Genomic DNA, 24,082 nt, shown 5'->3' with positions numbered 1-24,082 from the left:
CGGTTTCTGCATGTGAGAGCAAAGCTTGTGGGAGTAAAAGCTTGTGTGGGAGCAAAGCTTGCTCGCGACAAGGCCGCATGACGATCACAAAAGTGCCGGATACCAGCCTATCGCCATCTCACCTTCAGTCGCTGGCCTTTTTTCTGCATGCAGAACAACCGTCACGTCCAACCCGCATCATCCGGTCGAGCCGACCTAAGGAAACTACATCGTGAAAATCAACTGGGCCGAGACCTTGCGCCAGAACGTCCATCAACTGGCCGAGTCCCTGGGAAACCTGTTCGTCGAGACCTTCCATTACCTGGCCCTGTTCGCCATCGGTGCGGTGACCGCGTGGGCGGCGGTAATGGAATTCTTGCAGATGATCGAAGCAGGACACATCAAGATCGATGACATCCTGCTGCTGTTCATCTATCTGGAATTGGGGGCGATGGTCGGGATCTACTTCAAGACCAACCACATGCCGGTGCGGTTTCTGATCTACGTGGCGATCACGGCGCTGACGCGGCTGCTGATTTCCAACGTTTCCCACCACAGCCCGCCAGACCTGGGGATCATCTACCTGTGTGGTGGCATCCTGCTGCTGGCGTTTTCGATCCTGGTGGTGCGCTACGCTTCGTCGCAGTTCCCCTCGGTGAAGATCGAGCACCCGCACCGCAAGGTCGGCGCGGGTTCCAGCGAGCATGCCGAGGTGGAGAAAGGAGAAATCTAGATCCCGGCGGCAGAGGGCGCCGGCCCCTGTGCGTGCGGTGGTGGCAGCTTGATGCTGTCTCCGCCGGTCATGGCTTCGAGGATGGCCACGGCGCTGTGGCCCTGCTCGATGGCGATACCGAACTGAATGCTTTGCACCAGCCGCTTGAGCCGCTCCGGGTCGTTGCGCTGCTGGGCGCTGATCATGCGTTTGGCAACGATGCGCCCGCTCTTGGACAGGGTCAGCATGATGCTGCCGTCCAGGCCCTGAATGCTCAGGTTGATTTGATAATGCGGCGCAAAGGCGTCGGTAATGATCTGAAAAGGGTTGTCCATGATGCGTCACCGCCTGATTGAACGTGCAGTTGTTGACCGGCCATGATCGGGATTAGTTCGCAACACCGGACCACCGGCCATTCCATGATCGTGTTCATCTCGAGATTCCTGGGGCCAGGCAGGCCTCAAGATCAAAAGATCGCAGCCTGCGGCAGCTCCTACAGGGAGTTAGCAAGTGGCATGCCGGAAAAACTGTCGGACAATGATCACGGCGCCTGGGCGCCAAACGCTCTGGAATGCGGCTGTGGCCGCTGCCCGTTTCGGGGCAATAACGCGCGGATGTTCGCTGACGGTGCAGGAGGGGAGGCGATTTATGGTGGGCAGGCAGGGCAGGGGTAACTCCCGACATTAACAGCGCTTTTGGCCGTTGTCTGGCTTTATTTGCATATGAATATTTATCTTTTTTTAGGGGTTGAATTGTTCATCCGCCAGCCCGACTCTGTATTCAAGGGGCCGTTGCATCAACGTCGACGGCCCCCGGCGAGCTAGCTGAAATAAGGGATGAACTATGCAAATCCAAGTCAACAGCGATAACCATATTCAAAGCAGCATCCGACTGGAGGAGTGGGTACGTACTACCATCGAAAGCACGCTCGAACGTTATGAAGAGGACCTGACACGGGTTGAGGTTCATCTGCGGGACGAGAACGGCGATAAGCCTGGTCCCCATGATCTGCGTTGCCAGCTTGAAGCACGGCCAAAGGGCCATCAGCCGATTTCCGTGACGCACAAGGCCGAATCGCTGGAACTGGCGATCGAAGGCGCGGCCACCAAACTTGAAAATGCCCTGGAGCATTTGTTCGGCAAACTGCGCGGCAAGCGCGCCGTCATTGAGGAACCGAGCGAATCCGTAGCCTTGGCCGATGCGATGCTGGAAGAGGAATTCCTGGAAAACGAACGGGCCGCGCTTCACGGCTGAAACCTCGTTCATTTCACTTGCGACTGAAAAACGGGCCTGCAATCGCAGGCCCGTTTTGTTTTTATCGCTTTGCGCTCCTGCATGGATCACATTCTCCTGTGGGAGCGAGCCTGCTCGCGATGGCGATAGCCGGCGCTAGCGCAAGAACGCCTGCCGATACTCCCCAGGCGTCGCACCCAGGGCCTGACGGAATCGATTGGTGAAGTGGCTGGCGCTGGCAAATCCGCAGGCCAGCGCCACGTCGCCCAGCGGTTGTGAGGTGGTGCGCAGCAAATGCCGCGCGCAGGTCAAGCGTCTGGCCAGCACATATTGATGAGGAGGCAGCCCGAAGCTTTCGCGGAACATCCGCGCGAAGTGGTATTCGGACAACGCACACAGCGCCGCCAATTGGCCGAGGCTGATGGCATTGGCCAAGTGGCTGTCGACGTAATCCACCAGCAACCGCCGTTGATGAGCGGCCAGGCCGCCTTTGAGGCGAAGTCCCTGGCGCTGGCCCACCTGGCTGAGCAGCAGGTGATTGAGCAAGTCATGGGCCAGGCTGGTGGTCAGCAGGCGTTCACCGGGTTCGTCCCAGTTCAGCGCGATCAACTGGCGAAAACGCTGTGCTTGTCGCGGGTCGTCGAGGAAGGTCTCCTCGTGCAGTTGCACCTGCCGGGGCTCGCGGTCCAGCAGCGTGACGCAACCAAGGGCAAATTGTTCCGCACTGAAATACAGGTGGGCGAGGCGAATATCGCCGTTGATGACCCAGGCTGATTCATGCCCGGCCGGCAGGATGCAGAGTTTGTCCGGTGCCCCCGTGGTGTCGGGTCGCTCGCGGCGAAACGTACCGGTGCCGCCAGCGATGTAGCACGATAGCGTATGGTGCGTTGGCGCCTCGTAGTCCTGGGCATCGTGGTGATTGCTCCACAAAGCGGCCGCCAGGCCGTCCCCGAGCTCGGCGCTGTGCTCCAGGCGAGCATTGGGTGAGCTGTTGAGGGCTTGAAAGACTTGCAGGGTTTGCAGTGTGGACATGATCGGTTCTCCAACGCTTGCATCCTACTCCGTCGGCCGGTCCGTGCCAGCCTGTCAGCTGACAAAACCGCAAGTTTACGCAAGCGCCGGGTCAATGGCAGCGGGACACTGAACGTCATTGTCAGGAGCCGTCACCATGAACCTCTCGTTGTACCTGCTTACCGTGCTCATCTGGGGCACCACCTGGATTGCCCTGAAACTGCAGTTGGGCGTCGTCGCCATCCCGGTGTCGATTGTCTATCGCTTCGGCCTTGCGGCCCTGATCCTGTTTGCGATGCTCTTGCTCAGCCGGCGCTTGCAGGTGATGAATCGGCGTGGCCATTTGATTTGCGTTGCCCAGGGCCTGTGTCTGTTCTGCATCAACTTCATGTGCTTCCTGACCGCCAGCCAGTGGATTCCCAGTGGGTTGGTCGCCGTGGTGTTTTCCACCGCCACGCTCTGGAATGCCCTCAATGCCCGTGTGTTCTTCGGTCAGCGGATTGCCCGTAACGTGCTGTTGGGTGGCGCCCTGGGGCTGCTGGGGCTGGCGCTGCTGTTCTGGCCGGAGCTGGCCGGTCATAGCGCCAGCCCGCAAACCTTGCTTGGCCTGGCGCTGGCGTTGCTGGGCACCTTGTGTTTCTCGGCAGGCAACATGCTGTCGAGCCTGCAACAGAAGGCCGGCCTCAAGCCGTTGACCACCAACGCCTGGGGCATGGCCTATGGCGCGGCGATGTTGGCGGTGTGGTGCACGTTCAAAGGCATCCCGTTCGACATGGAATGGAACACGCGCTACATCGGCTCACTGTTGTACCTGGTGATCCCGGGTTCGGTGATCGGCTTTACTGCCTATCTGACGCTGGTGGGGCGCATGGGGCCGGAGCGGGCGGCGTATTGCACCGTGTTGTTCCCGGTGGTGGCGTTGAACGTGTCGGCGTTTGTCGAGGGCTACCAGTGGACGGCGCCGGCGTTGGTGGGGCTGGTGTTGGTGATGCTGGGGAACGTGCTGGTGTTTCGCAAGCCTCGGCCACAGCCCATGAAGGCCGCCTTGGGTGCGCGTTGAAATGACTGCGTTGGCCGGCCCGCTCGGGCCGGCCTAAGCGGTTACTTCCAGACTTGCGGGTTGACCAGGTTCTGCGGTCGCTCGCCCAGCAATGCACTGCGCAGGTTATCCACAGCCAGATCGGCCATGGCGGCACGGGTTTCGTGGGTGGCCGAGCCGATGTGGGGCAGGGTGACGGCGTTTTTCAACTGGAACAGCGGCGATTCGGCCAGCGGTTCTTTCTCGTAGACATCCAGCCCGGCGCCGCGGATGCGATTGTTCTGCAGGGCTTCGATCAGCGCCGGTTCATCCACCACCGGGCCCCGGGAAATGTTGACCAGGATGGCGCTCGGTTTCATCAGGCCCAATTCACGCTGGCCGATCAGATGGCGGGTCTTCTCGCTCAATGGCACGACGAGGCAGACGAAGTCCGCTTCGGCCAGCAACTGGTCCAGTTCGCGAAATTGTGCGCCCAATTGGTTTTCCAGTTCGGTCTTGCGGCTGTTGCCGCTGTAGAGGATCGGCATGTTGAACCCCAGCCGGCCACGCCGGGCAATGGCTGCGCCGATGTTGCCCATGCCGACGATACCCAGGGTCTTGCCATGTACATCGCTGCCGAACAGTTGCGGGCCGACTGTCGCCTGCCATTGGCCTGCCTTGGTCCAGGCGTCCAGTTCGGCCACGCGCCGGGCGCTGCTCATCAGCAGGGCGAAGGCCAGGTCGGCGGTGCTTTCGGTGAGTACGTCGGGGGTATTGGTGAGCATGATCCCGCGCTCGTTGAAATAGGCCAGGTCATAGTTGTCGTAGCCCACCGATATGCTGGATACCACTTGCAGGTTCGCGGCGCCTTGCAGTTGCTCGCGCCCGAGTTTGCGACCGACCCCGATCAGCCCGTGGGCGTGGGGCAGGGCTTCGTTGAACTGTGCGTTGATATCGCCCTTGGACGGGCTCGGCACAATCACGTCGAAGTCCTGTTGCAGGCGCTCGACCACCTGGGGTGTGATACGGCTGAAGGCAAGTACGGTTTTTTTCATCGTGCAAGGCTCGTCGGGGAGAAGATACCAAGCACGCTAACATTCCTGGCGAGGGTTAGGCGAGAGGGAGCTGATTGGGAATGTAGCCAACCCCTGTGGGAGCGAGCTTGCTCGCGATAGCCGTAGACCACTCAACATGGATGTCGGCTGACAGTCCGCCATCGCGAGCAAGCTCGCTCCCACAGGGGCCTGCAGTGGACAAGGCATTGGGGCTCACCCCAGGTAGAATGTGGGAGCGAGTCGCTAGGTTTATGCCGCCCGCAGCGAAATAAAGGCGTAATTGATCGGCGCTTCAGTGACCACCCGCGCGCCGCTGGCCAATACCTGGCTGGCCACATCATCGCCAGACAGATGGAACAGCCATTCACTGGTGTGCTGTTGCGCAGGTTGCAGGCGTGCCTGATCGAGGGCGGCCACGAATGCGCTCATCTGCGGCAGATACGCGGTGAACCCGTCACCCTTGAGCGCGGTGGTGCGGATGCCCAGGGCGGCGCAGATGCGGTCCTTGATGGCGATCTCTTCACGGTCGGCCTGGCGTGAACGCTCGATCAACCGGACCAGTTCCTGATCGACCAGTTCACCGCCGAGTATCAGTTGTGGCCCGGTTTCCCACGACTCTGGAGGGCATTCCTTGACGGCGATATTGAGCGGGATGTGCGGGTTGATTTCCATCGGATAGATGCGGCACACCAAGGGGCGGCGCTCATAGATGCGGCACAGGTTTTCATCGTCAAGATTCCGACAACGGCCGACGTTGTAGGCGGCAAAGGTGATCGCCACAAGGGCCTCGATGCTGCCGCTGTGGACCACCGCCGAGCGGCGCTCGGCATGCTCGCGTTGCCCTGCCGGCAGGCCGAGGCCGTTGGGCAGGAAGGCTTCCACCAGGACAATCACCTGGCCGCCGTCGTCCGCCCACATCCGGGCCTCGTCGAGGGTCAGGGGGACGTGGTGATCGGTGCAGCATTTGCCGCACCCTACACAGGAAAACGTTGTGTTCATTGAGCGCCCGGTCGCAGAAAGCTGGGGGACGGCGACAGAAAAACGCCGTGATGGACCGTGCGAAGCAAGTTATGCGCCACTCACCGGTCGGTAGCGGCCTGGCGGATCGAGTCCCACTCGGTCACATAGGCGGTTTTGGTTTTTTTGCGGTAGAGGCACAACTCGGTGCCGATCGCCCCTTTCATGTGTTTCTGCGGATATTGGCCTTGCAGTAACAGCGCGGTGTAGCCGACTCGGTCGTCGAATTGAGCGGCGTTACCCACCGGCTCGGCGCTCTTCAAGCCGCTGGCCTTGATGCAACTGGCCAGCACGGCTTTATCGTGGGCGGCCCAGGCGTCCGGGCTGGAGGCATGGGCCTGGGAGGCCAGGACGGTGAGGCCAAGGAGAGTCAATATGCGGATTTTCATCAGGGAGCCTTGTTCCGGGAAGCCAGGACAAGAGTATGCCTGAGGTTGTCGGACGGTGATCGCTCCCGCGCCGGAACGCAGAAGCGAGCAACCGATATGATTCAGTGACCCTGCTCGGCAACGGCCTTGGCCGCTGTGATCAGGCACTTGGTCAGTTCCGGTGAGGAGAACTTGGTGAGCACGCCGTTGGCACCCGACAGCCGGGCTTTTTCGCTGTTCATGGCGCTGTCCAGCGAGGTGTGCAGCAGCACGTAGAGGTGGGCGAAGTCTGGGGTTTCGCGCAGCGTCCGGGTGAGGGCATAGCCGTCCATCTCCGACATCTCGATGTCGGAGACGATCAGGTTGATCTGTTCGGCCGTGCCTTGCAGGTCCAGCAGGCACTCGATGGCTTCCTTGGCGCTGCGCGCGGTGTGGCATTGCAGGCCCAGGTTGCGCAGGGTGTGCACCGATTGCTGCAGCGCGACCTGGCTGTCATCGACCACAAGGATCCGTGCGTTGCCCAGCACTTCGGCGTCTTCCATGCTCAGTTCGGTCGGCGCGGTTTCGATCTGTGCCGGGGCGATGCCGTGGATGACCTTTTCGATATCCAGCACCTGCACCAGCGTGCCGTCCACCGAGGTCACGCCGGTGATGTAAGAACGCACGCCGCCGGAGCCGTAGGGCGGCGGTTTGATGTCGGTGGTCAGGCAATGCACGATCTTGCTCACCGCCTGCACATGCAAACCCTGTTTGGAACGGCTGACGTCAGTGACGATCAGGCAGCCGCCATCCGGGTCTTCCAGCGGTCGCTCGCCAATGGCGCGGCTCAGGTCGATCACCGACAACGATGTCCCGCGCAGGGTGGCGATGCCTTTGACGTGCGGATGCGACTCCGGCAGCTTGGTCAATGGTGGGCAGGGAATGATTTCACTGACCTTGAGCAGGTTGATTGCCATCAGCTTGCCGCTGCGCAAGGTAAACAGCAGAAGCGAAAGTGAATCTGCGCGGGCTTTGTTGGAAGACATAAAAACCTTCTGTGGAAAAAGGTGGGGCGAACTCGAGGATCGCCAAAACAGCTTTTGATATTGGGTTATCGACTCGTTGGGGACAGGCTTTAGGGCGAAAGCCGTCGGCAACCCAATTCACTTGCTCAAATTTCCTTTGAGTGTGCCAATCCACAGGTCTCTATTTCAGCCCCAACCGCCGGGCCATCCGCCCCAGGTTCGCCCGGTCCAGCCCCAGCTCCCGGGCGGCGCTGGCCCAGTTGTGCTGGTGACGCTCCAGGCAGGCAGAGATCAGCGTGCGCTGGAACTCGTCCACCGCTTCGCGCAAGTCTCCGGTTACGCCCTGCGCGGTCGGTGCCGGGCTGATGGACGAAGGTATGGGGTTGTCCACAGGCGCCTGGGGCAAATCCAGGTCCTGGGCGCTGAGACTGAGGATTTTCGGGCGCGTCGCGCACCGGCCCAAGGCCTTCAAGGCGCTGCGGCCAATCAGGTGTTCCAGTTCGCGCACATTGCCCGGCCAGTCGTAGGCCAGCAGTGCGGCCTGGGCGTCGCTGGTCAGGCGCAGGCTGCCCAGGCCCATGCGTGAACGGTTGTGCTCCAGGAAAAAACCGCTGAGCAGCAGCACGTCCCGCCCGCGATCGCGCAGCGCCGGCACCTGCAGCGGATACACGCTCAAGCGATGGTAGAAGTCGGCCCGATACCGGCCGTTGCGCACTTCTTCGGCCAGGTCGCGATTGGTGGCCGCGATCAGGCGCACATCGACCCGGTGTTCCTTGTCCGAGCCCAGGCGTTGCAGTTGGCCGCTTTGCAGTACCCGCAACAACTTGGCCTGGACGGTCAGGGACAACTCGCCCACTTCGTCGAGGAACAAGGTGCCGCCGTCGGCCAGTTCGAACTTGCCGCGCCGGTCGTTCGTGGCCCCGGTGAAGGCGCCTCGTACATGGCCGAAGAGTTCGCTTTCCACCAGCGTATCGGGCAGGGCGGCGCAATTGAGGCTGATGAGTGGCTGCTCGGCACGTTTCGACGCGGCATGGATGGCCTGGGCGACCAGTTCCTTGCCCACGCCGGTTTCGCCGGTGATCAATACCGTCAGGTCGCTGCTGCCCACCAGCGCGATCTCTTCCACCAGGCGCTTGTGGGCCTTGCTCTGGCCGACCATGTCGCGAGGTTGCTGGCCGCTGGCCTGGCGATAGACCTCGGCGCGGCGGTGCTCGTCCTCGGCCTTCAGGGCCAGGCGCTCGATGCGCTCGGCGGCGCTGACCGTGGCGGCGGCGAGGCTGGCGAAGGCTTGCAGGGCACTCAGGTCGATGGGCTCGAAGCGCTCAGGATCCAGCGAATCCAGGGTCAGCAGGCCCCAGGGCCGTTCGTCGACGAACAGCGGGCAGCCCATGCAGTCATGAACCTCCAGATGTTCGGCGAGCCCCTCGACCAGTCCGTCGTACGGATCGGGCAGGCCGCTGTCGGCGGCGAAGCGGGTGGGCTGTGGGCTGGCCAGCAGCGCTTCGAAGCGCGGGTGTTCGCTGACCCGGAATCGCCGGCCCAGTGTATCGGTGCTCAGGCCATCCACGGCGAGCGGCACCAGGCAGTCGCCGTCCAGGCGCAACAACGCCGCCGCATCGCAGGGCAGCAGGGTTCGCAAGGTGCCGAGCAGGCGACGATAACGTTCGCCTTCAGGCAGTTCGCGGGACAGATCGGCCACCAGTGGCAGCAGGGAGGTCAGCAGGGCGGTTGCGGTCATAATGACTCCATGTAGTCTTAACGACTATAAGGTGGACCGTGTCGGTATGACTACATTGTTTTTAAGTAACTGATATTTAATGAAAAAATTTATGGCATGGAAACTGATAAGACTTACCTAACTGTTATCGGTCATACGCCAGGAGTCACCCTATGCTCAGTCGAGAAGAACGCGCCATCATTCGCTCCACCGTTCCGTTGCTTGAAAGTGGTGGTGAGGCGCTGATCACTCACTTCTATCGCATGATGCTGTCCGAATACCCGCAGGTGCGCCCATTGTTCAACCAGGCTCACCAGGCCAGTGGCGATCAACCGCGGGCCTTGGCCAACGGTGTGTTGATGTATGCGCGGCACATTGACCAGCTCGATCAATTGGGCGACCTGGTGGCGAAGATCGTCAACAAGCACGTTGCCCTGCAGATCCTGCCGGAACATTACCCGATTGTCGGTTCGTGCCTGCTGCGAGCAATCGCCGAAGTGCTGGGCGCAGAGATCGCCACGCCCGAAGTGATTGCGGCGTGGGGCGCAGCCTACAATCAGTTGGCCGATATCCTGATCGGCGCCGAAGCCGGCATGTACGACAAGAAGGCCGAGGCGCCGGGCGGCTGGCGTGGCGAGCGTGAGTTCATCCTGACGGCCAAGGTGCAGGAAAGCTCGGAGATCACTTCGTTTTACTTTGAACCGGCGGACAAGGGCCCGATCCTGCTGGCCGAGCCAGGCCAGTACATCGGCATGAAGCTCATGCTCGATGGCGAGGAAGTACGCCGCAACTATTCACTGTCAGCCCTGGCGGACAACGGTCAATACCGTATCAGCGTCAAGCGCGAGCCGGGCGGGCGGGTGTCCAACCACCTGCATCATCATTTCGACGTCGGCAGCCGCATCCAGTTGTTCCCACCGTCCGGGGATTTCTACCTGACTGCCAGCGACAAACCGCTGGTGCTGATCAGTGGCGGTGTCGGCATCACCCCGACCCTGGCCATGTTGCAGGCGGCGCTGCAAACCGAGCGGCCGGTGCATTTCATTCATTGCGCGCGCAACGGCCGTGCCCATGCCTTCCGCGACTGGATCGACGAGCTGGCCAAGCGGCATCCGCAGCTCAAGCGCTTCTACTGCTACGACGAAGACGACGGCTTGAGCCCAGCGGCCGACAAGGTGGGGCTGTTGAGCCAGGAACAACTGGCGCAATGGCTGCCGCAGCAACGTGACGTGGACGCCTATTTCCTCGGGCCGAAGGGCTTCATGGGCGCCGTCAAGCGCCACCTCAAGGCCTTGGGCGTGCCGGAGCAGCAGAGCCGTTACGAATTCTTCGGCCCGGCGGCGGCACTGGAATAAGGCCGCGCTAAACCGGGAGACCGGGTTGCCTTCATCGCGAGCAGGCTCGCTCCCACAAGGGATCTGCGGTGGACACGATTCCTGTGAACACCACAAAAAAACTGTGGGAGCGGGCTTGCTCGCGATTGCGTCAGTACATTCAACATCAATGCAAGCTGACCCACCGCTATCGCGAGCAAGCTCGCTCCCACCCTGGATCTGTGCGGGTGACAAAATCCGCGTCCGCCACAAATCCCTTGTGGGAGCGAGCCTGCTCGTGATGGCGGCGGCAGGTCCATCCTGGGTCCAACTGACCAGAATTAATCCGTACTTAACCTTCTCAAGGTCTATTCCCCTTCAATGTCGACGCCCGCTGCTCGTTCACTGTCATGGTCTGCGTGTAGACTTCGGGCATCCGACCGCGCGCCCGAGCGTCGCCGTGCCGCGCGTCGATCAATGCAGACAAAGGGAAACGCAATGAGTGAGGAAATGATGCGGTTAGGCCGTGAGCGGCGCTATCTGGTGCTGCTGGGGCTGATCTGCCTGGCGCTGATCGGCGGTGCGCTGTACATGCAGGTGGCCCTCGGCGAGGCGCCGTGCCCGCTGTGTATCTTGCAACGCTATGCGCTGTTGCTGATCGCGATCTTCGCCTTCATCGGTGCCGCCATGCGCACCCGCCGCAGCCTGACGATCTTCGAAGGCCTGGTGGTGCTCAGCGCCCTGGCCGGTGCCGGGGTGGCAGGGCATCACGTGTACACCCAGTTCTTCCCGGCGGTCAGTTGCGGCATCGACGTGTTGCAACCGATTGTCGATGACCTGCCGCTGGCGAAGATCTTTCCGCTGGGGTTCCAGGTCGATGGCTTTTGCTCCACCCCCTACCCACCGATCCTGGGTCTGTCCCTGGCGCAATGGGCACTGGTGGCCTTCGTGTTGACGGTAGTGCTGGTGCCGTTGCTGGTGTCACGTAACCGTAAACAGATTCGCTGAAGCGTCTTCATGAAACGCCCCGGTTTCTCTTCTGGAGAGCCGGGGCGTTTTGCGTTTCACTCTTGAGCCGGACCGTCCTTGATCCGAGGCAAGAATAGCCTGCGACAATGTGCGACATGTTGTCACATATCTTGAGCCGCTCAGCCTTTTCGAGGGCAATTAAGCGCACCTTCCTGTAACAAAAAGCCGTCCGGTTTCGCAAAACGCGCATCACCTGCAGCAGGCATTTTTAACAGCGAAGCGTCGGGCGCCAGAGCCCCCGAAAACTGGGCGCTTGCCGGGCAAAAAAGCTCTTCGTGATCCTGTCGAGCTGTCTAAATCGGGCATAGTAGCCCTACGTTTTTTGGGGTTCTTGTTGAGAATTAATTTCGATAACATACTGGCTTGTTGCAATATCTGCGAAAGATTGTTGCCGGATCGGATAAAAATTATTTCGAGATGAGACATGGTCTACAGCGCCTCAGCTCACTACAATCGCCCGCACCGATTTTCCGACCCGGCTCAAGCTTGAGCACGAGAGTGGTCGAAGGGCGCCAGCGCCCCATGCGACCCCAGGTGTCGGTGCCTCCAAACTACCCGCACCAAATGGAATTGGGCTTGAACTAGGCCTTTGACCAACGAATAAGAACTCACTGCTGGCCCAGGATGTGTCGAACAGCCGCTGACGTTCGACGGGCAGCCCTTATTCAATCCAAGAAAATGCCAACCCTTGGCAGGGTGAAGTGTTGGCGATCAAAACCCAACTGCATTGCGCAAGCTGCTTTAGAGGTCGTGAGATGAGTAAAAACAGGTACCCCCGATTACTAGGCTTGTTGCCGCTGCTCGGCACGTTGCTGCTGGGAGGCTGCAACATGACCTTGCTCGATCCCAAGGGCCAGGTCGGCCTGGATGAACGAAACCTGATCATCACCGCTACGCTGCTGATGTTGCTGGTCGTTGTGCCGGTCATCGTCATGACCTTCCTGTTCGCCTGGAAGTACCGCGCAACCAATACCAATGCCACCTACACGCCGAAGTGGTCGCATTCGACCAAGATCGAAGTGGCGGTGTGGACCATTCCGGTTCTGATCATCATTGCCCTGGGTTACGTCACCTACAAGTCGACCCACGCCCTGGACCCGTATCGTCCGCTGGATTCCGACGTCAAGCCGATCACCATTGAAGTGGTCTCCATGGACTGGAAGTGGTTGTTCATCTATCCGGAACAAGGCATTGCCACGGTCAACAAGATCGTGTTCCCGGCCCACACGCCGATCAATTTCAAGGTCACTTCCGACACCGTGATGAACTCGTTCTTCATCCCGGGCCTGGGCGGCCAGATCTATGCGATGGCGGGCATGCAGACCAAGCTGCACCTGATCGCCAACCAGAACGCCGAACTCGACGGTATCTCCGCCAACTACAGCGGCGCGGGCTTTACCGGTATGAAGTTCAAAGCAATCGCCACGACCCAGGAAGATTTCGACGCTTGGGTCAACGATGTGAAGAAGGCACCTAAACAGCTTGAAAAAGCTGAATACGAAGCCCTTTCCAAGCCGAGCCAGAACAATCCAGTCGAACTCTACTCGTCGGTTACGCCGAACCTGTTCCAGACCATCATCGACAAGTATGAAGGGATGAATCCGGGCAAGCCGATGCACCACGAGAAGAACGAGAAGGAAGTGGCCCACAACATGGAAGGGATGGACATGAGTTCGCATTCAGCTGCCGGGGCAGAGGAGTAAACGATGTTTGGTAAATTAAGTTGGGAAGCGATCCCGTTCCACGAGCCGATTGTCATGGTGACCCTCGCCATCATCGCACTCGGCGGTCTGGCGCTGTTCGCGGGGATCACTTACTTCAAGAAGTGGACCTACCTGTGGACCGAGTGGCTGACATCGGTCGACCACAAGAAAATCGGCGTGATGTACATCGTCGTCGCCATGGTCATGCTGCTGCGTGGTTTTGCCGACGCCATCATGATGCGTACCCAGCTGGCCATGGCCACCGAGGGTTCGCCTGGCTACCTGCCGCCTGAACACTATGACCAGATCTTCACCGCCCACGGTGTGATCATGATCATCTTCATGGCGATGCCATTCTTCACCGGCCTGATGAACCTTGCAGTGCCGCTGCAGATCGGCGCCCGTGACGTCGCCTTCCCGTTCCTGAACTCCCTGAGCTTCTGGTTGCTGGTTTCCGGCGTAGTGCTGATCAACCTGTCCCTGGGCGTTGGCGAATTCGCCAAGACCGGTTGGGTTGCCTATCCACCGCTGTCGGGCCTGCAATACAGTCCGGGCGTGGGGATGGATTACTACATCTGGGCGCTACAGCTATCCGGGTTGGGTACAACGCTGACGGGGGTCAACTTCCTGGCCACCGTGGTCAAAATGCGTACCCCGGGCATGAAGCTGATGGACATGCCGATCTTCACCTGGACCTGCACCTGGGCCAACGTCCTGATCGTCGCTTCCTTCCCGATCCTGACCGCTACCCTGGCTCTGCTGACGCTTGACCGCTACATGGATTTCCACATTTTCACCAATGAACTTGGTGGCAATCCGATGATGTACGTCAACCTGTTCTGGGCCTGGGGTCACCCTGAGGTGTACATCCTGATCCTCCCGGCGTTCGGGATTTTCTCCGAAGTCATCTCGACCTTCTCCGGCAAGAAACTGTTCGGCCACCACTCGATGATCTACGCCAGCGGCGCGATCTCGGTACTGGGCTTCATGGTCTGGCTGCACCACTTCTTCACCATGGGTTCGGGCGCCAGCGTCAACGCCTTCTTCGGCCTGGCGACGATGCTGATTTCGATCCCGACGGGGGTGAAGCTATTCAACTGGCTGTTCACCATCTATCAGGGCCGCCTGCGTTTCACCAGCCACGTGATGTGGACCCTGGGCTTCATGGTGACCTTCGCCATCGGCGGCATGACCGGCGTATTGCTGGCCATCCCGGGTGCTGACTTCGTGCTGCACAACAGCCTGTTCGTGATCGCGCACTTCCACAACGTGATCATCGGTGGCGCCGTGTTTGGCTACATCGCCGGCTTCGCCTTCTACTTCCCGAAAGCGTTCGGCTTCAAGCTGCACGAAGGCTGGGGCAAGGCAGCGTTCTGGTTCTGGATCACCGGCTTCTTCGTCGCGTTCATGCCGCTCTATGTACTGGGCTTCATGGGCATGACCCGTCGCCTGAACACCACCACCAACCCTGAGTGGGTGCCGTACCTGTACGTCGCCATGTTCGGTGCGGTGATGATCGCTGTTGGTATCGCCTGCCAGCTGATCCAGTTGTATGTCAGCGTGCGCGATCGCAACAAGCCAGAGAACATGTGCGACCACGGTGACCCGTGGAATGCCCATACCCTGGAATGGTCGACCTCTTCGCCACCGCCGTTCTACAACTTCGCCGTGCTGCCAAAAGCAGACGTCATCGACCCGTTCACCGAAGCCAAGGAAAACGGCACCGCGTACCCGGTCCCGGCCAAGTACGAGCCGATCCACATGCCCAACAACACCGCTACCGGTGTGGTCATGGGCGCGCTGCTGACCGTGTTCGGTTTCGCGATGATCTGGCACATCTGGTGGCTGGCCATCGCCAGCCTGGTCGGCACCGTGGTGTATTTCGCTATCCATGCTGCCCGTGACGATCAGGGCTACATGGTGCCGGTGGATGTCATCGAGCGCATCGAAGCCGAGCAGCACAAACGTCTGGTAGCGGCCGGGAAAGTCCCTGCCACCGCCACCCGTGTTGAAACCTCGTTGGAACAGGCTTAAACCATGTCGAACTTAGTGACCACTGTTGGACACGCCCATGGTCATGACCATGGGCACGATGACCATCACCACGACTCGGGCGAGATGACCGTATTCGGTTTCTGGCTCTACCTGATGACCGACTGCATTCTGTTTGCGTCGATCTTCGCAGCGTACGCGGTGCTGGTTAACAACGTCGCCGGTGGCCCATCGGGCCACGACATCTTCGAACTGCCGTACGTACTGGGCGAAACCGCGCTGCTGCTGTTCAGCTCGATCACCTACGGCTTCGCCATGCTGGCGTTGTTCAAGGGCAAGAAAACCCAGGTACTGGGCTGGCTGGCCATGACCTTCCTGTTCGGTGCCGGCTTCATCGGCATGGAGATCAACGAGTTCCACATGTTGATCTCCGAGGGCTACGGCCCTAACCGCAGCGGCTTCCTGTCCGGGTTTTTCACCCTGGTCGGCACCCACGGTCTGCACGTGACCAGCGGCCTGATCTGGATGGCGATCATGATGTACCAGGTCCAGAAAAACGGCCTGACCGCCACCAACAAGACGCGCCTGAGCTGCCTGAGCCTGTTCTGGCACTTCCTGGACGTGGTGTGGATCTGCGTATTCACCGTTGTTTATCTGATGGGGACCCTGTAAATGGCTAACGCACATTCCCATGATGGCCACGACGCCGGCCACGGCAGCGTCAAGTCCTACGCCATCGGTTTCATTCTGTCGGTGATCCTGACCGTCATTCCGTTCGGCCTGGTGATGTACCCATCGCTGCCCAAGAGCCTGACCCTGTGGATCGTACTGATCTTCGCCGTGGTCCAGGTACTGGTGCACCTGGTGTACTTCCTGCACCTGGACCGCTCCGCCGCCCAACGTAACAACGTGGTCGCGTTTGTCTTTGCCGCGATCGTGATTGTCCTGCTGGTTGGCCTGTCGTTGTGGATCATGTTCAGCATCCACACCAACATGATGGCGCACTGAGGAAAGTCCGGATGTCCCTGAAGCACTTTATCCAAATCACCAAGCCGGGGATCATTTTCGGTAACGTGCTTTCTGTGGCAGGCGGGTTTTTCCTGGCCTCGAAAGGGCATGTCGATCTGGCCATCTTCCTGGCGGCGATGATCGGCACTTCCCTGGTGGTGGCGTCCGGTTGTGTGTTCAACAACTGCATCGACCGTGACATCGATATCAAGATGGAACGCACCAAGAATCGGGCGCTGGTCCAGGGCCTGATTCCGGTGCAACTGGCCCTGGCGTTCGCCACGGTGCTGGGCGTGGCCGGCGTGGCGCTGTTGTACTCGGTGGCCAACCCGTTGGCTGCGTTGTTCGCGGTGATCGGTTTTGTCATCTACGTCGGCCTCTACAGCCTGTACCTCAAGCGCAAGTCGGTCCACGGCACGCTGGTGGGCAGCCTGTCGGGGGCGATGCCGCCGGTGATCGGCTATGTGGCGGTCAGCAACAGCTTCGACATGGCTGCGCTGACGCTGCTGGTGATGTTCAGCCTCTGGCAGATGCCGCATTCCTACGCCATCGCGATCTTCCGCTTCAACGACTACCTGGCGGCCTCGATTCCGGTGCTACCGGTCAAGCGCGGTATCCGGGTGGCCAAGAAGCACATCCTGCTGTACATCCTGGCCTTCCTCGTGGCGACCTTGATGCTGACCTTCAGTGGCTACGCCGGCATGAGCTACCTCGCCGTCGCCGCCGCCATGGGCATGTACTGGCTGTACATGGCCTGGACCGGCTACAAGGCGGTGGATGACACGGTCTGGGCACGCAAGCTGTTCGTGTTCTCGATCTTCACCATCACCGCCCTGAGCGTCATGATGTCCCTGGACTTCAAGGTGCCGAGTGAGCTGCTGCTGACCTACGCGCCTTAAGCTTCAGACGCCACAAAAAAAGCCCCGCCTTCGAGAGAAGCGCGGGGCTTTTTGTTGAGGTGAGGTGTGGATTGGCTGTCATTCGTCGCAATAGATTATGGTTTGTTGAACTATGCGCAATTTGCCTATAGTTTCTGCCATGCGTACCCTATTTTTTGAAACGACTACATTCACCGACACGGTTGGCCATTACCTGACTGATGATGAGTATCGCCTGCTTCAGTCCTATATGCTGCAGCATCCAGAGGTTGGTGACGTCATACCACGTACCGGCGGCTTTCGTAAGCTGCGCTGGTTCGATGAGCGTCGTGGTAAAGGGAAGCGAGGCGGGTTGCGCGTTATTTACTATTGGCTCATGAACGATCGTCAGTTCTGGATGTTCGCGATTTATGACAAGGACGAGTTGGAAAACCTGACCTCCGAGCAAGAGAAGACGCTCAAACGCGCCATAGAAGCTGAGTTGAAAGTACGAGGTACCTTATGAAAAAGCGCGATCTGTTTGCCGAGATGATGCAAGGCGTCGAGGAGATGGCCGCCCACCGGGAGGGCAAGATTACCCTTCGCCAGATATCGATCGAAGACAAACCGGTTCCCGAGGTGTCTGCCCAAGAAATCGTGGCGTTGCGCGACAAGCTCCACATGTCTCAAGCCGTTTTCGCCAAGAGCATCAGGACCAGTCCAGGTACGCTCAGGAACTGGGAGCAGGAGAAGTCCAAGCCTAACGCCCAGGCGGCTTTGTTGATCAAGCTGGTCGAGAAGTTTCCAGATATGGTCGAACGGCTTGGCGCTGTTTGATCAGCTCATATCCATGAAAACAGCCCCGCCTTCGAGAGAAGCGCGGGGCTTTTTCATGGCCACTGCCTGGAGGATCGCTCCTACGCTCCGCGTGGGAATGCAGCCTGGGACGCTCTGCGTCCCCCAAGAGCCGAACGCGGAGCGTCCGAGGAGTCATTCCCACGCGGAGCGTGGGGACTATCGATCGCGAGCAAGCTCGCTCCCACATGGGCTTATTGCTGGGCGATGCTGTAGCCATCGAACGCTTTCTGCTGTTGCAGGGCGGTGACGATGCTTTTGCGGGTGGCCTGTTGTTCGGTGCCGTCATTGTCCAGGAAGGTTTCGCTTTCCAGCTCGGCTTCGTCGCCTTCGCCTACGAAATTGAAGCCCAGGAACTCGAAGGCCTCGCGGTCGACGTTCGGCTTGGAGCGTGGTGTGCGCAGGGGCAGGGTGACGCTGATGCCATCCTTGCTGATAACAAACACTTCGGCTTCCTTCTTGGCCCGCGAGGCCTTGCCCTTGCTGCCGCTCGGGTTGCTGATGGCCTGGTGGGTCTGGTTCAGTACTTTCAGGGCCAGGCCGTAGACCAGTTCCTGGAACGACGGGTCGTCCTTGTAGCTGGAGAGGATACGGCTGATCGGGAAGCGGCTGCTCAGGTCTTCCAGGGCTGCGAAATCGGCGGCTTCGGCGTCCTTGAGTTGTTTGAGCTGGCCCATGAGTTCATAGGCCTTGTCGTCGTCGAACGCATCGTGAGCCTGGCGGATGGCGTTGCGCAGTTCGCGGATCTGGTCGCTTTCGCGATTCGACTGGAACGCATCGAGGACCATTTCGCTGATGGTTTTGGCCTGGGGCAGATGCTGTGAAAGATTGATGGAGTTTTCGTATTCCGCTTTGGACGACAGGGTGACTAAGGATTCAGCGGTGTTGGAATCGGACATTGAAATTTCACTACTTCTGTTAGCGGGATGAGGCGAGAAAGGCATTGAGCTTTTTTCCGGTCGCCTAATCTATTGGACGCGGGCGGTGTTGTCACGGTCGGACCGGTCACCGGTGTCTATTTCAGTCGCGCAGCAAATCCATCAGCCGCAACGCATCCGGCGTCGCGGCGCCACTGGCGGTGTTGTCGAAGATGCACCATGTCGGCGTGTCGGGGTCGGCTTTCAACGTTCGGGCGAGGTGCTCCAGCCGGGCGTCTTCGTAAGCTGAGTAGTAAATTCGTGGTGAGCCGTGCAAGCGGTAGTAGCGAATGCCGGGCCAGCCTGCGGGTTGATCGCCGCCGGGCAAGGGGGACGGATCGGCGGCGACACGGCCGATGCATTCGTCTTGCAGCATCGCTGCGACCTCGGGCATGAGCCAGCTCGGGTGTCGCGGCTCAAGCACTGCGTAACCCTGATAACGGTCCCGCAAGGCCTTGAAGAACCCCCCGGCCACTGCGGCATCGAAGGCCAGCGACGGTGGCAACTGAATCAACAGGCAACCAAGCTGTTCTCCCAGTTGCGAGCATTGCCCGAGGAATTCATCCACAAGCCCTCCGCAGTCGATCAGTCGCCGTTCATGGGTAATCTGTTTGGGCACTTTGACCGAGAAACGAAAATCCCGGGCCACGCTGGCTGCCCACTTTGCATACGTGGCGGGACGGTGAGGGCGGTAGAACGAGCTGTTGATTTCCACGGCCGGGAATCGGCTGCTATAGCGTTGCAAATGAGTCCCGTCGACAGCAAAGGCCGGCCAGTGCTCCCGGGGCAGCGACCAGCCGGCGCAGCCCAGGTAAAGGCGTGAGAGGGAGGGCGGTCGAGTCGGCAAGGGTGAAAGCCTGATTGCTAGGGATACAGCCTATGACCGTTGGCAGCGCCTCATGTCTGCATTCTTTTTTGCCTTCGGGCCTGGGCTCGGTTCATTCACAAATCACATTCTTGCCCGACATCTTGGAGCGATACAGCGCCTGGTCCGCCCGGTGCAGCAACACGGCGTGCTGTTCATCCTCGAGTCGCTGCACCACGCCAAAACTCATGGTGATCTGGAAGTCGCCCACCGGCAGCAGGTCGGACAGACCCCGGCGAATGCTCTCAGCCAGCAGGCGGGCGTCGGCCAGGGTGGTGTTGGGCAAGATCATGATGAATTCGTCACCGCCCCAGCGAACCAGCAAGTCGCCGCCGCGCTCGCAGCGCTTGACGCTCTGCACCACTTGTATCAACGCTGCGTCGCCAAAGGCGTGGCCGTAGCGATCGTTGATGTCCTTGAAATCATCCACGTCCATGGCGATCAGCGATAACGGCTCGCGAAAACGCTGCGCGCGCTCACAGGCCAGCGGCAGCGCCTGGTCCAGGCGATAACGGTTGGCGACCCGGGTCAGGGCGTCGGTTTCGGCAAGCTTGCGGTTTTCGTCGAGCTGGATCTGCAACTGATGGTTGACCCGGGACAGTTCGCGGGTGCGTTCTTCGATGACGGCTTCCAGGGATTTGTTGCGCCGTTCCAGTTGTTCGAACAGGCGTTTCTTGTCATCGATACTGCGATGGGCGCCGATCATGCGCGCCACCGTGCCGTCCGGGTTACGGGCGATCACGTAGCCGCGATCCTCGATCCAGATGTAGGAACCGTCGTGGGTGCGGCAGCGGTATTCGGCCTGGTAGACGTGGGATCGGTGTTCCAGGTAGTCGTCGAACAACGCCATGACCCGTGGATAGTCATCCGGGTGGATCACGCTCTCCCAGGTCAGCACGGTGTTGTCCAGTGAATGAGGCTGGTAGCCAAGCATCGTGTACCAGCCGGGGTTGCGGTAGACGAAGCCGGTGTTGGCATTCCAGTCCCAGATGCCATCGCTGACCAGTTCCAGGATGGTGTGCAGTACGCCTTCGTCCAGATCGGACAGGTCGAACCGCAGCATATCGATGTTCGAGGCATCTCCCATCGTCGTTCCCTCAATCAGCCTTGATATCAAAATGCTCGTCCAAGGAGGAAGAGTAGCTGATGGGGGGCGGGGTCACTAGCGGGGTAGCGACGTACAGCCAAGCCAGGGCACGCTTTTGTGGCGAGGGGATAAATCCCCTCGCCACAACATCATTCGGCTGGTGTTGGGGGTTTGCCCCATTTCTCCAGCGCGAACTCGACAAAACTGCGCAGCTTCGGCAAACGGTAGCGATCCTGCGCGTACATGAGGCTCATTGGGCGATGGGGCAATTGGTAGCCCTGCAACAACGTCACCAGGTGTCCATCCTTCAGGTCCTGTGCCACCAGCGCATCGGGCAGCATGACCACGCCCATCCCGGCCAGGGCGGCGCGATGCAGGCCCGAGGAACTGTTGATCAGCATCGGCCCGTTCACCGGGACCTTGATCTCGCCCTCCGGCCCGTTGATCGGCCAGTGATCCTGGGCGAAGCGCCATTCGTCTGCTGCCGAATAGGCGAACGACAGGCAGTCGTGCTGCTGCAGGTCCGTGGGTTTTTCCGGTGTGCCGCGCCGAGCCAGGTAGGCAGGGGAGGCGCAGATGGTCAGGGTGTAGTCCATCAATGGCCGGGCAATCAGTTTCGGGTCGGGATGGCCGAGGCGGATGGCGACGTCGAATCCATGTTCGAGCAGGTCCAACCGCTGATTGGTCAGCACCACGTCGAGCTTGACTTGAGCGAAGCGCTGGCTGAATTCGGCCAGCGCCGGTGCGAGGCGCTCGGAGCCGAAGGTCAGTGGCGCGGTGATGCGCAAGGTGCCGGTGGGCTCGCCCTGGGTCTGCTCGGCCAGGCGCTCGGAATCGGCCACCAGCCCGAGCACTTCCAGGCAGCGTTGGTAGTAGGCCGAGCCGAACTCGGTCAGGCGCTGGCGCCGCGTCGTACGGTTGATCAGGCGCACGCCGAGACGTTGCTCCAGTGCACGAAGATGATTGCCCACCATGGTGGTGGACATTTCGCATACCTGGGCCGCCGCCGTCAGGCTTCCGGTTTCTACCACCTTCACGTAAACGGTCATCGCCTGGAACAAGTCCATTATCAAGCTCAGCTTTTAAATGATTGAAGTAAAGCGGAGTTTATCCAGCCTTGGTGGCTAACCATACTGGAAAAAACCAACCAAATGGAGCTTGATGCCATGACCGCTGCCTGCCTGATGACCACTTACCAACCCCTGGCGCTGAGTTTCACCCATGGTTTGGGTACGCGCCTGTGGGACCAGGACGGCCGCGAATACCTTGATGCGGTGGCGGGCGTGGCAGTGACCAATGTCGGCCACTCCCACCCGCGGTTGGTGGCCGCCATCAGCGAGCAAGCCGGCCTGCTGTTGCACACGTCGAACCTGTACAGCATCGATTGGCAACAGCGCCTGGCGCAAAAGCTCACTCAGCTGTCGGGGCTGGAGCGGGCGTTTTTCAACAACTCAGGCGCCGAGGCCAACGAAACCGCACTGAAACTGGCGCGCCTCCATGGTTGGCATAAAGGCATTGAGCAGCCATTGGTGGTGGTCATGGATAATGCGTTCCACGGGCGCACATTGGGCACGATGTCCGCCAGTGACGGTCCGTCCGTGCGGCTGGGCTACAACCGCTTGCCGGGGGATTTCATCAAGGTGCCGTTCGGCGATCTGGCGGCGTTGGAAGCGATCCAGCAGGCTCATGCCGAGCGCATCGTCGCAGTACTGGTGGAACCGATCCAGGGCGAAAGTGGTGTGCAACTCGCCCCGCCGGGTTATCTCAAGGCCCTGCGGGAACTGTGCACCCGGCGCGCCTGGTTGTTGATGCTCGACGAGATCCAGACCGGCATCGGTCGCACTGGCCAATGGTTCGCGTTCCAGCACGAGGGCATCGTGCCGGACGTCATGACCCTCGCCAAAGGCTTGGGCAACGGCGTGCCCATTGGGGCCTGCCTGGCAAGGGGCAAGGCGGCTGAACTGTTTACCCCTGGCAGCCATGGCAGCACCTTTGGCGGTAATCCACTGGCCTGTCGGGTCGGCTGCACGGTGCTGGAGATCATTGAGCAACAAGCGCTGGTGGACAACGCCAGGCATCAGGGCGAACAGTTGCTGAGCCGGCTGCGCACCGAGTTGGCGGACAACCCGAATGTCCTGGCGATTCGCGGCCAGGGGTTGATGATCGGCATCGAACTCAAGCAGCCGGTTCGCGACCTGGCCCTGCGCGCCGCCCGGGACCACGGCCTGCTGATCAATATCACTCGGGGCCAGACCATCCGCCTGCTGCCGCCGTTGACGATCGATGGGCGGGAAGTGGAGATGATTGTCCGGGGTGTAAGCCGCTGTCTGGCGCAGGGGTGAGGGGCGTTCGCCCGGACGCCGGTTTCTTATCGGTCAGCCGGGCGAAGCGCAACGCAGCGCGACGGAATTTTTAACGATTGCCGCGTTCCAACGCCTGCCAGAGTCGATTGCCTACACTTTGGCATTCAGACTGAAAACCCAGGAGCATCTTCATGTTCACCTCGCGTCGCTTGATCGTTGTCGCAACTGCTGTGGCCCTGTTGTCCGGCTGTGCGTCGCCTAACCCCTACGACAACCAGGGCCAGGCCTCTACCGAATCTTCGGGCATGAGCAAAACCGCCAAGTATGGCGGCCTCGGTGCACTGGCGGGGGCGTTGGCCGGTGCGGCCATCGGTCACGATAACCGGGGCAAGGGGGCGTTGATCGGTGCAGCGGTGGTGGGGGCTTCCGCGGCCGGTTACGGCTACTACGCCGACCAGCAGGAAAAGAAGCTGCGTGCGAGCATGGCCAATACCGGCGTTGAAGTGCAGCGCCAGGGCGACCAGATCAAGCTGATCATGCCGGGCAACATCACCTTCGCCACCGACTCGGCGAACATCGCGTCCAGCTTCTACCAGCCGCTGAACAACCTGGCCAACTCCCTCAAGGAGTTCAACCAGAACCAGATTGAAATCGTCGGCTACACCGACAGCACCGGCAGCCGCCAGCACAACATGGACCTGTCCCAGCGTCGTGCGCAGAGCGTGGCGACCTACCTGACGTCCCAGGGCGTGAGCGGTGCCAACCTGTCGGCCCGTGGCGCCGGCCCGGACAACCCGGTGGCCAGCAACGCCGACGTCAATGGCCGTGCGCAAAACCGTCGTGTCGAGGTCAACCTCAAGGCCATTCCCGGCCAGCAGTACCAGGCACCGGCACAGCAGGGCCAGACTTACCAGCAATACCCATAACGGCTGGGCGGCAAATGAAACGGGGGCTCTGGAAACAGGGCCCCCGTTTTTTTATGGTTGTCAGTTTCTATCCGCCTGATGCCGCCACTTGTGGCGAGGGGATTTGTGGGAGC

The 24,082-nt window shown here is 60.3% G+C and carries 25 protein-coding genes; 14 read left to right on the top strand and 11 right to left on the bottom strand.

What is annotated here, in order from left to right; translation table 11 throughout:
- Positions 1-211 precede the first annotated feature (211 nt).
- Complete coding sequence (locus F7R20_RS10395; RefSeq protein WP_003205409.1) at positions 212-712, top strand: phosphate-starvation-inducible protein PsiE; 501 nt, start codon at positions 212-214, stop codon at positions 710-712.
- On the opposite strand, the gene F7R20_RS10390 is transcribed toward F7R20_RS10395, so the two are convergent.
- Positions 709-1,026 carry a DUF3509 domain-containing protein gene (locus tag F7R20_RS10390; RefSeq protein ID WP_003205408.1) on the bottom strand — a complete coding sequence of 106 codons (318 nt, stop codon included), beginning with the start codon at positions 1,024-1,026 and terminating at the stop codon, positions 709-711. The genes F7R20_RS10395 and F7R20_RS10390 overlap by 4 nt on opposite strands.
- A gap of 508 nt (positions 1,027-1,534) precedes the next feature.
- On the opposite strand from F7R20_RS10390, the gene F7R20_RS10385 reads away from it, so the two are divergent.
- The gene (locus F7R20_RS10385) at positions 1,535-1,945 is read left to right on the top strand and encodes an HPF/RaiA family ribosome-associated protein (protein WP_003205407.1); all 411 of its coding nucleotides are present in this window, start codon (positions 1,535-1,537) and stop codon (positions 1,943-1,945) included.
- A 135-nt stretch (positions 1,946-2,080) separates the two neighbouring features.
- On the opposite strand, the gene F7R20_RS10380 is transcribed toward F7R20_RS10385, so the two are convergent.
- On the bottom strand, positions 2,081-2,956 hold the full coding sequence (locus F7R20_RS10380) for a helix-turn-helix domain-containing protein (protein ID WP_003205406.1): 876 nt from the start codon (positions 2,954-2,956) through the stop codon (positions 2,081-2,083).
- Positions 2,957-3,092: 136 nt separating this feature from the next.
- Here F7R20_RS10380 and F7R20_RS10375 point away from each other — a divergent pair, with 136 nt between their 5' ends.
- Positions 3,093-3,995, top strand: a complete 903-nt coding sequence (locus F7R20_RS10375) for a DMT family transporter (RefSeq protein ID WP_003205405.1) — start codon at positions 3,093-3,095, stop codon at positions 3,993-3,995.
- 41 nt (positions 3,996-4,036) lie between these two features.
- On the opposite strand, the gene F7R20_RS10370 is transcribed toward F7R20_RS10375, so the two are convergent.
- The 5 genes from F7R20_RS10370 to norR all read right to left on the bottom strand — a co-directional run bounded on the left by F7R20_RS10370 (position 4,037) and on the right by norR (position 9,135).
- Positions 4,037-5,008, bottom strand: coding sequence for a 2-hydroxyacid dehydrogenase (locus tag F7R20_RS10370; RefSeq protein ID WP_003205404.1), 972 nt, complete (start codon positions 5,006-5,008; stop codon positions 4,037-4,039).
- A 249-nt stretch (positions 5,009-5,257) separates the two neighbouring features.
- On the bottom strand, positions 5,258-6,007 hold the full coding sequence (locus tag F7R20_RS10365; RefSeq protein ID WP_013694187.1) for a YkgJ family cysteine cluster protein: 750 nt from the start codon (positions 6,005-6,007) through the stop codon (positions 5,258-5,260).
- 80 nt (positions 6,008-6,087) lie between these two features.
- The gene (locus tag F7R20_RS10360; RefSeq protein WP_003205402.1) at positions 6,088-6,414 is read right to left on the bottom strand and encodes a hypothetical protein; all 327 of its coding nucleotides are present in this window, start codon (positions 6,412-6,414) and stop codon (positions 6,088-6,090) included.
- Between the two features lie 101 nt (positions 6,415-6,515).
- Positions 6,516-7,418 carry a chemotaxis protein CheV gene (locus F7R20_RS10355; protein WP_003205401.1) on the bottom strand — a complete coding sequence of 301 codons (903 nt, stop codon included), beginning with the start codon at positions 7,416-7,418 and terminating at the stop codon, positions 6,516-6,518.
- Between the two features lie 160 nt (positions 7,419-7,578).
- Positions 7,579-9,135: a nitric oxide reductase transcriptional regulator NorR gene (norR, locus tag F7R20_RS10350; RefSeq protein ID WP_003205400.1), complete on the bottom strand. Its 1,557-nt coding sequence runs from the start codon at positions 9,133-9,135 to the stop codon at positions 7,579-7,581.
- A 152-nt stretch (positions 9,136-9,287) separates the two neighbouring features.
- On the opposite strand from norR, the gene hmpA reads away from it, so the two are divergent.
- From hmpA to F7R20_RS10295, 9 genes are all read left to right on the top strand, one after another.
- Positions 9,288-10,469, top strand: a complete 1,182-nt coding sequence (gene hmpA, locus F7R20_RS10345; protein ID WP_003205399.1) for an NO-inducible flavohemoprotein — start codon at positions 9,288-9,290, stop codon at positions 10,467-10,469.
- A gap of 456 nt (positions 10,470-10,925) precedes the next feature.
- Positions 10,926-11,435 carry a disulfide bond formation protein B gene (locus F7R20_RS10335; protein ID WP_003205398.1) on the top strand — a complete coding sequence of 170 codons (510 nt, stop codon included), beginning with the start codon at positions 10,926-10,928 and terminating at the stop codon, positions 11,433-11,435.
- A 776-nt stretch (positions 11,436-12,211) separates the two neighbouring features.
- Positions 12,212-13,159, top strand: coding sequence for a ubiquinol oxidase subunit II (gene cyoA, locus F7R20_RS10325; RefSeq protein WP_003205397.1), 948 nt, complete (start codon positions 12,212-12,214; stop codon positions 13,157-13,159).
- Positions 13,160-13,162: 3 nt separating this feature from the next.
- Complete coding sequence (gene cyoB, locus F7R20_RS10320; RefSeq protein WP_003205396.1) at positions 13,163-15,193, top strand: cytochrome o ubiquinol oxidase subunit I; 2,031 nt, start codon at positions 13,163-13,165, stop codon at positions 15,191-15,193.
- A gap of 3 nt (positions 15,194-15,196) precedes the next feature.
- Positions 15,197-15,823, top strand: coding sequence for a cytochrome o ubiquinol oxidase subunit III (locus F7R20_RS10315; protein ID WP_003205395.1), 627 nt, complete (start codon positions 15,197-15,199; stop codon positions 15,821-15,823).
- Positions 15,824-16,159 carry a cytochrome o ubiquinol oxidase subunit IV gene (cyoD, locus tag F7R20_RS10310; protein ID WP_003205394.1) on the top strand — a complete coding sequence of 112 codons (336 nt, stop codon included), beginning with the start codon at positions 15,824-15,826 and terminating at the stop codon, positions 16,157-16,159.
- A gap of 11 nt (positions 16,160-16,170) precedes the next feature.
- Positions 16,171-17,058: a heme o synthase gene (gene cyoE / locus F7R20_RS10305; RefSeq protein ID WP_003205393.1), complete on the top strand. Its 888-nt coding sequence runs from the start codon at positions 16,171-16,173 to the stop codon at positions 17,056-17,058.
- A 139-nt stretch (positions 17,059-17,197) separates the two neighbouring features.
- A complete protein-coding gene (locus tag F7R20_RS10300) occupies positions 17,198-17,542 on the top strand; it encodes a toxin HigB-2 (protein ID WP_003205392.1) in 345 nt (114 codons plus the stop codon).
- On the top strand, positions 17,539-17,853 hold the full coding sequence (locus F7R20_RS10295; protein WP_003205391.1) for a helix-turn-helix domain-containing protein: 315 nt from the start codon (positions 17,539-17,541) through the stop codon (positions 17,851-17,853). Before F7R20_RS10300 ends, F7R20_RS10295 begins: the two co-directional genes overlap by 4 nt.
- A 212-nt stretch (positions 17,854-18,065) precedes the next feature.
- Here F7R20_RS10295 and F7R20_RS10285 read toward each other — a convergent pair whose 3' ends face one another.
- The 4 genes from F7R20_RS10285 to F7R20_RS10270 all read right to left on the bottom strand — a co-directional run bounded on the left by F7R20_RS10285 (position 18,066) and on the right by F7R20_RS10270 (position 21,807).
- Positions 18,066-18,770, bottom strand: a complete 705-nt coding sequence (locus F7R20_RS10285) for a hypothetical protein (RefSeq protein WP_003205390.1) — start codon at positions 18,768-18,770, stop codon at positions 18,066-18,068.
- Between the two features lie 121 nt (positions 18,771-18,891).
- A complete protein-coding gene (locus F7R20_RS10280; protein WP_003205389.1) occupies positions 18,892-19,635 on the bottom strand; it encodes a DUF72 domain-containing protein in 744 nt (247 codons plus the stop codon).
- A gap of 91 nt (positions 19,636-19,726) precedes the next feature.
- The gene (locus F7R20_RS10275) at positions 19,727-20,740 is read right to left on the bottom strand and encodes a sensor domain-containing diguanylate cyclase (protein ID WP_003205388.1); all 1,014 of its coding nucleotides are present in this window, start codon (positions 20,738-20,740) and stop codon (positions 19,727-19,729) included.
- Positions 20,741-20,889: 149 nt separating this feature from the next.
- Complete coding sequence (locus F7R20_RS10270) at positions 20,890-21,807, bottom strand: LysR family transcriptional regulator (protein ID WP_003205387.1); 918 nt, start codon at positions 21,805-21,807, stop codon at positions 20,890-20,892.
- Between the two features lie 99 nt (positions 21,808-21,906).
- Between F7R20_RS10270 and F7R20_RS10265 the strand changes: the two genes are divergently transcribed.
- Together F7R20_RS10265 and F7R20_RS10260 are read left to right on the top strand one after the other, a co-directional pair.
- The gene (locus tag F7R20_RS10265; protein WP_003205386.1) at positions 21,907-23,082 is read left to right on the top strand and encodes an aspartate aminotransferase family protein; all 1,176 of its coding nucleotides are present in this window, start codon (positions 21,907-21,909) and stop codon (positions 23,080-23,082) included.
- Between the two features lie 152 nt (positions 23,083-23,234).
- Positions 23,235-23,969 (top strand): OmpA family protein, encoded by a 735-nt coding sequence (locus tag F7R20_RS10260; RefSeq protein ID WP_003205385.1) that lies wholly within the window; start codon positions 23,235-23,237, stop codon positions 23,967-23,969.
- Positions 23,970-24,082: the final 113 nt, after the last annotated feature.

Origin of the sequence: Pseudomonas brassicacearum subsp. brassicacearum, from assembly GCF_008801605.1 — a bacterium.
In the GTDB taxonomy this organism is placed as follows: domain Bacteria; phylum Pseudomonadota; class Gammaproteobacteria; order Pseudomonadales; family Pseudomonadaceae; genus Aquipseudomonas; species Aquipseudomonas brassicacearum.
This window is presented reverse-complemented; position numbering and strand designations above follow the sequence as displayed.

Bases quoted from the DNA above. Each gene is read 5' to 3' on its own strand.
- F7R20_RS10390 (WP_003205408.1), bottom strand. From the start codon at position 1,026: ATGGACAACCCTTTTCAGATCATTACCGACGCCTTTGCGCCGCATTAT.
- F7R20_RS10385 (WP_003205407.1), top strand. From the start codon at position 1,535: ATGCAAATCCAAGTCAACAGCGATAACCATATTCAAAGCAGCATCCGA.
- F7R20_RS10380 (WP_003205406.1), bottom strand. From the start codon at position 2,956: ATGTCCACACTGCAAACCCTGCAAGTCTTTCAAGCCCTCAACAGCTCA.
- F7R20_RS10375 (WP_003205405.1), top strand. From the start codon at position 3,093: ATGAACCTCTCGTTGTACCTGCTTACCGTGCTCATCTGGGGCACCACC.
- F7R20_RS10370 (WP_003205404.1), bottom strand. From the start codon at position 5,008: ATGAAAAAAACCGTACTTGCCTTCAGCCGTATCACACCCCAGGTGGTC.
- F7R20_RS10365 (WP_013694187.1), bottom strand. From the start codon at position 6,007: ATGAACACAACGTTTTCCTGTGTAGGGTGCGGCAAATGCTGCACCGAT.
- F7R20_RS10360 (WP_003205402.1), bottom strand. From the start codon at position 6,414: ATGAAAATCCGCATATTGACTCTCCTTGGCCTCACCGTCCTGGCCTCC.
- F7R20_RS10355 (WP_003205401.1), bottom strand. From the start codon at position 7,418: ATGTCTTCCAACAAAGCCCGCGCAGATTCACTTTCGCTTCTGCTGTTT.
- norR (WP_003205400.1), bottom strand. From the start codon at position 9,135: ATGACCGCAACCGCCCTGCTGACCTCCCTGCTGCCACTGGTGGCCGAT.
- hmpA (WP_003205399.1), top strand. From the start codon at position 9,288: ATGCTCAGTCGAGAAGAACGCGCCATCATTCGCTCCACCGTTCCGTTG.
- F7R20_RS10335 (WP_003205398.1), top strand. From the start codon at position 10,926: ATGAGTGAGGAAATGATGCGGTTAGGCCGTGAGCGGCGCTATCTGGTG.
- cyoA (WP_003205397.1), top strand. From the start codon at position 12,212: ATGAGTAAAAACAGGTACCCCCGATTACTAGGCTTGTTGCCGCTGCTC.
- cyoB (WP_003205396.1), top strand. From the start codon at position 13,163: ATGTTTGGTAAATTAAGTTGGGAAGCGATCCCGTTCCACGAGCCGATT.
- F7R20_RS10315 (WP_003205395.1), top strand. From the start codon at position 15,197: ATGTCGAACTTAGTGACCACTGTTGGACACGCCCATGGTCATGACCAT.
- cyoD (WP_003205394.1), top strand. From the start codon at position 15,824: ATGGCTAACGCACATTCCCATGATGGCCACGACGCCGGCCACGGCAGC.
- cyoE (WP_003205393.1), top strand. From the start codon at position 16,171: ATGTCCCTGAAGCACTTTATCCAAATCACCAAGCCGGGGATCATTTTC.
- F7R20_RS10300 (WP_003205392.1), top strand. From the start codon at position 17,198: ATGCGTACCCTATTTTTTGAAACGACTACATTCACCGACACGGTTGGC.
- F7R20_RS10295 (WP_003205391.1), top strand. From the start codon at position 17,539: ATGAAAAAGCGCGATCTGTTTGCCGAGATGATGCAAGGCGTCGAGGAG.
- F7R20_RS10285 (WP_003205390.1), bottom strand. From the start codon at position 18,770: ATGTCCGATTCCAACACCGCTGAATCCTTAGTCACCCTGTCGTCCAAA.
- F7R20_RS10275 (WP_003205388.1), bottom strand. From the start codon at position 20,740: ATGGGAGATGCCTCGAACATCGATATGCTGCGGTTCGACCTGTCCGAT.
- F7R20_RS10270 (WP_003205387.1), bottom strand. From the start codon at position 21,807: ATGGACTTGTTCCAGGCGATGACCGTTTACGTGAAGGTGGTAGAAACC.
- F7R20_RS10265 (WP_003205386.1), top strand. From the start codon at position 21,907: ATGACCGCTGCCTGCCTGATGACCACTTACCAACCCCTGGCGCTGAGT.
- F7R20_RS10260 (WP_003205385.1), top strand. From the start codon at position 23,235: ATGTTCACCTCGCGTCGCTTGATCGTTGTCGCAACTGCTGTGGCCCTG.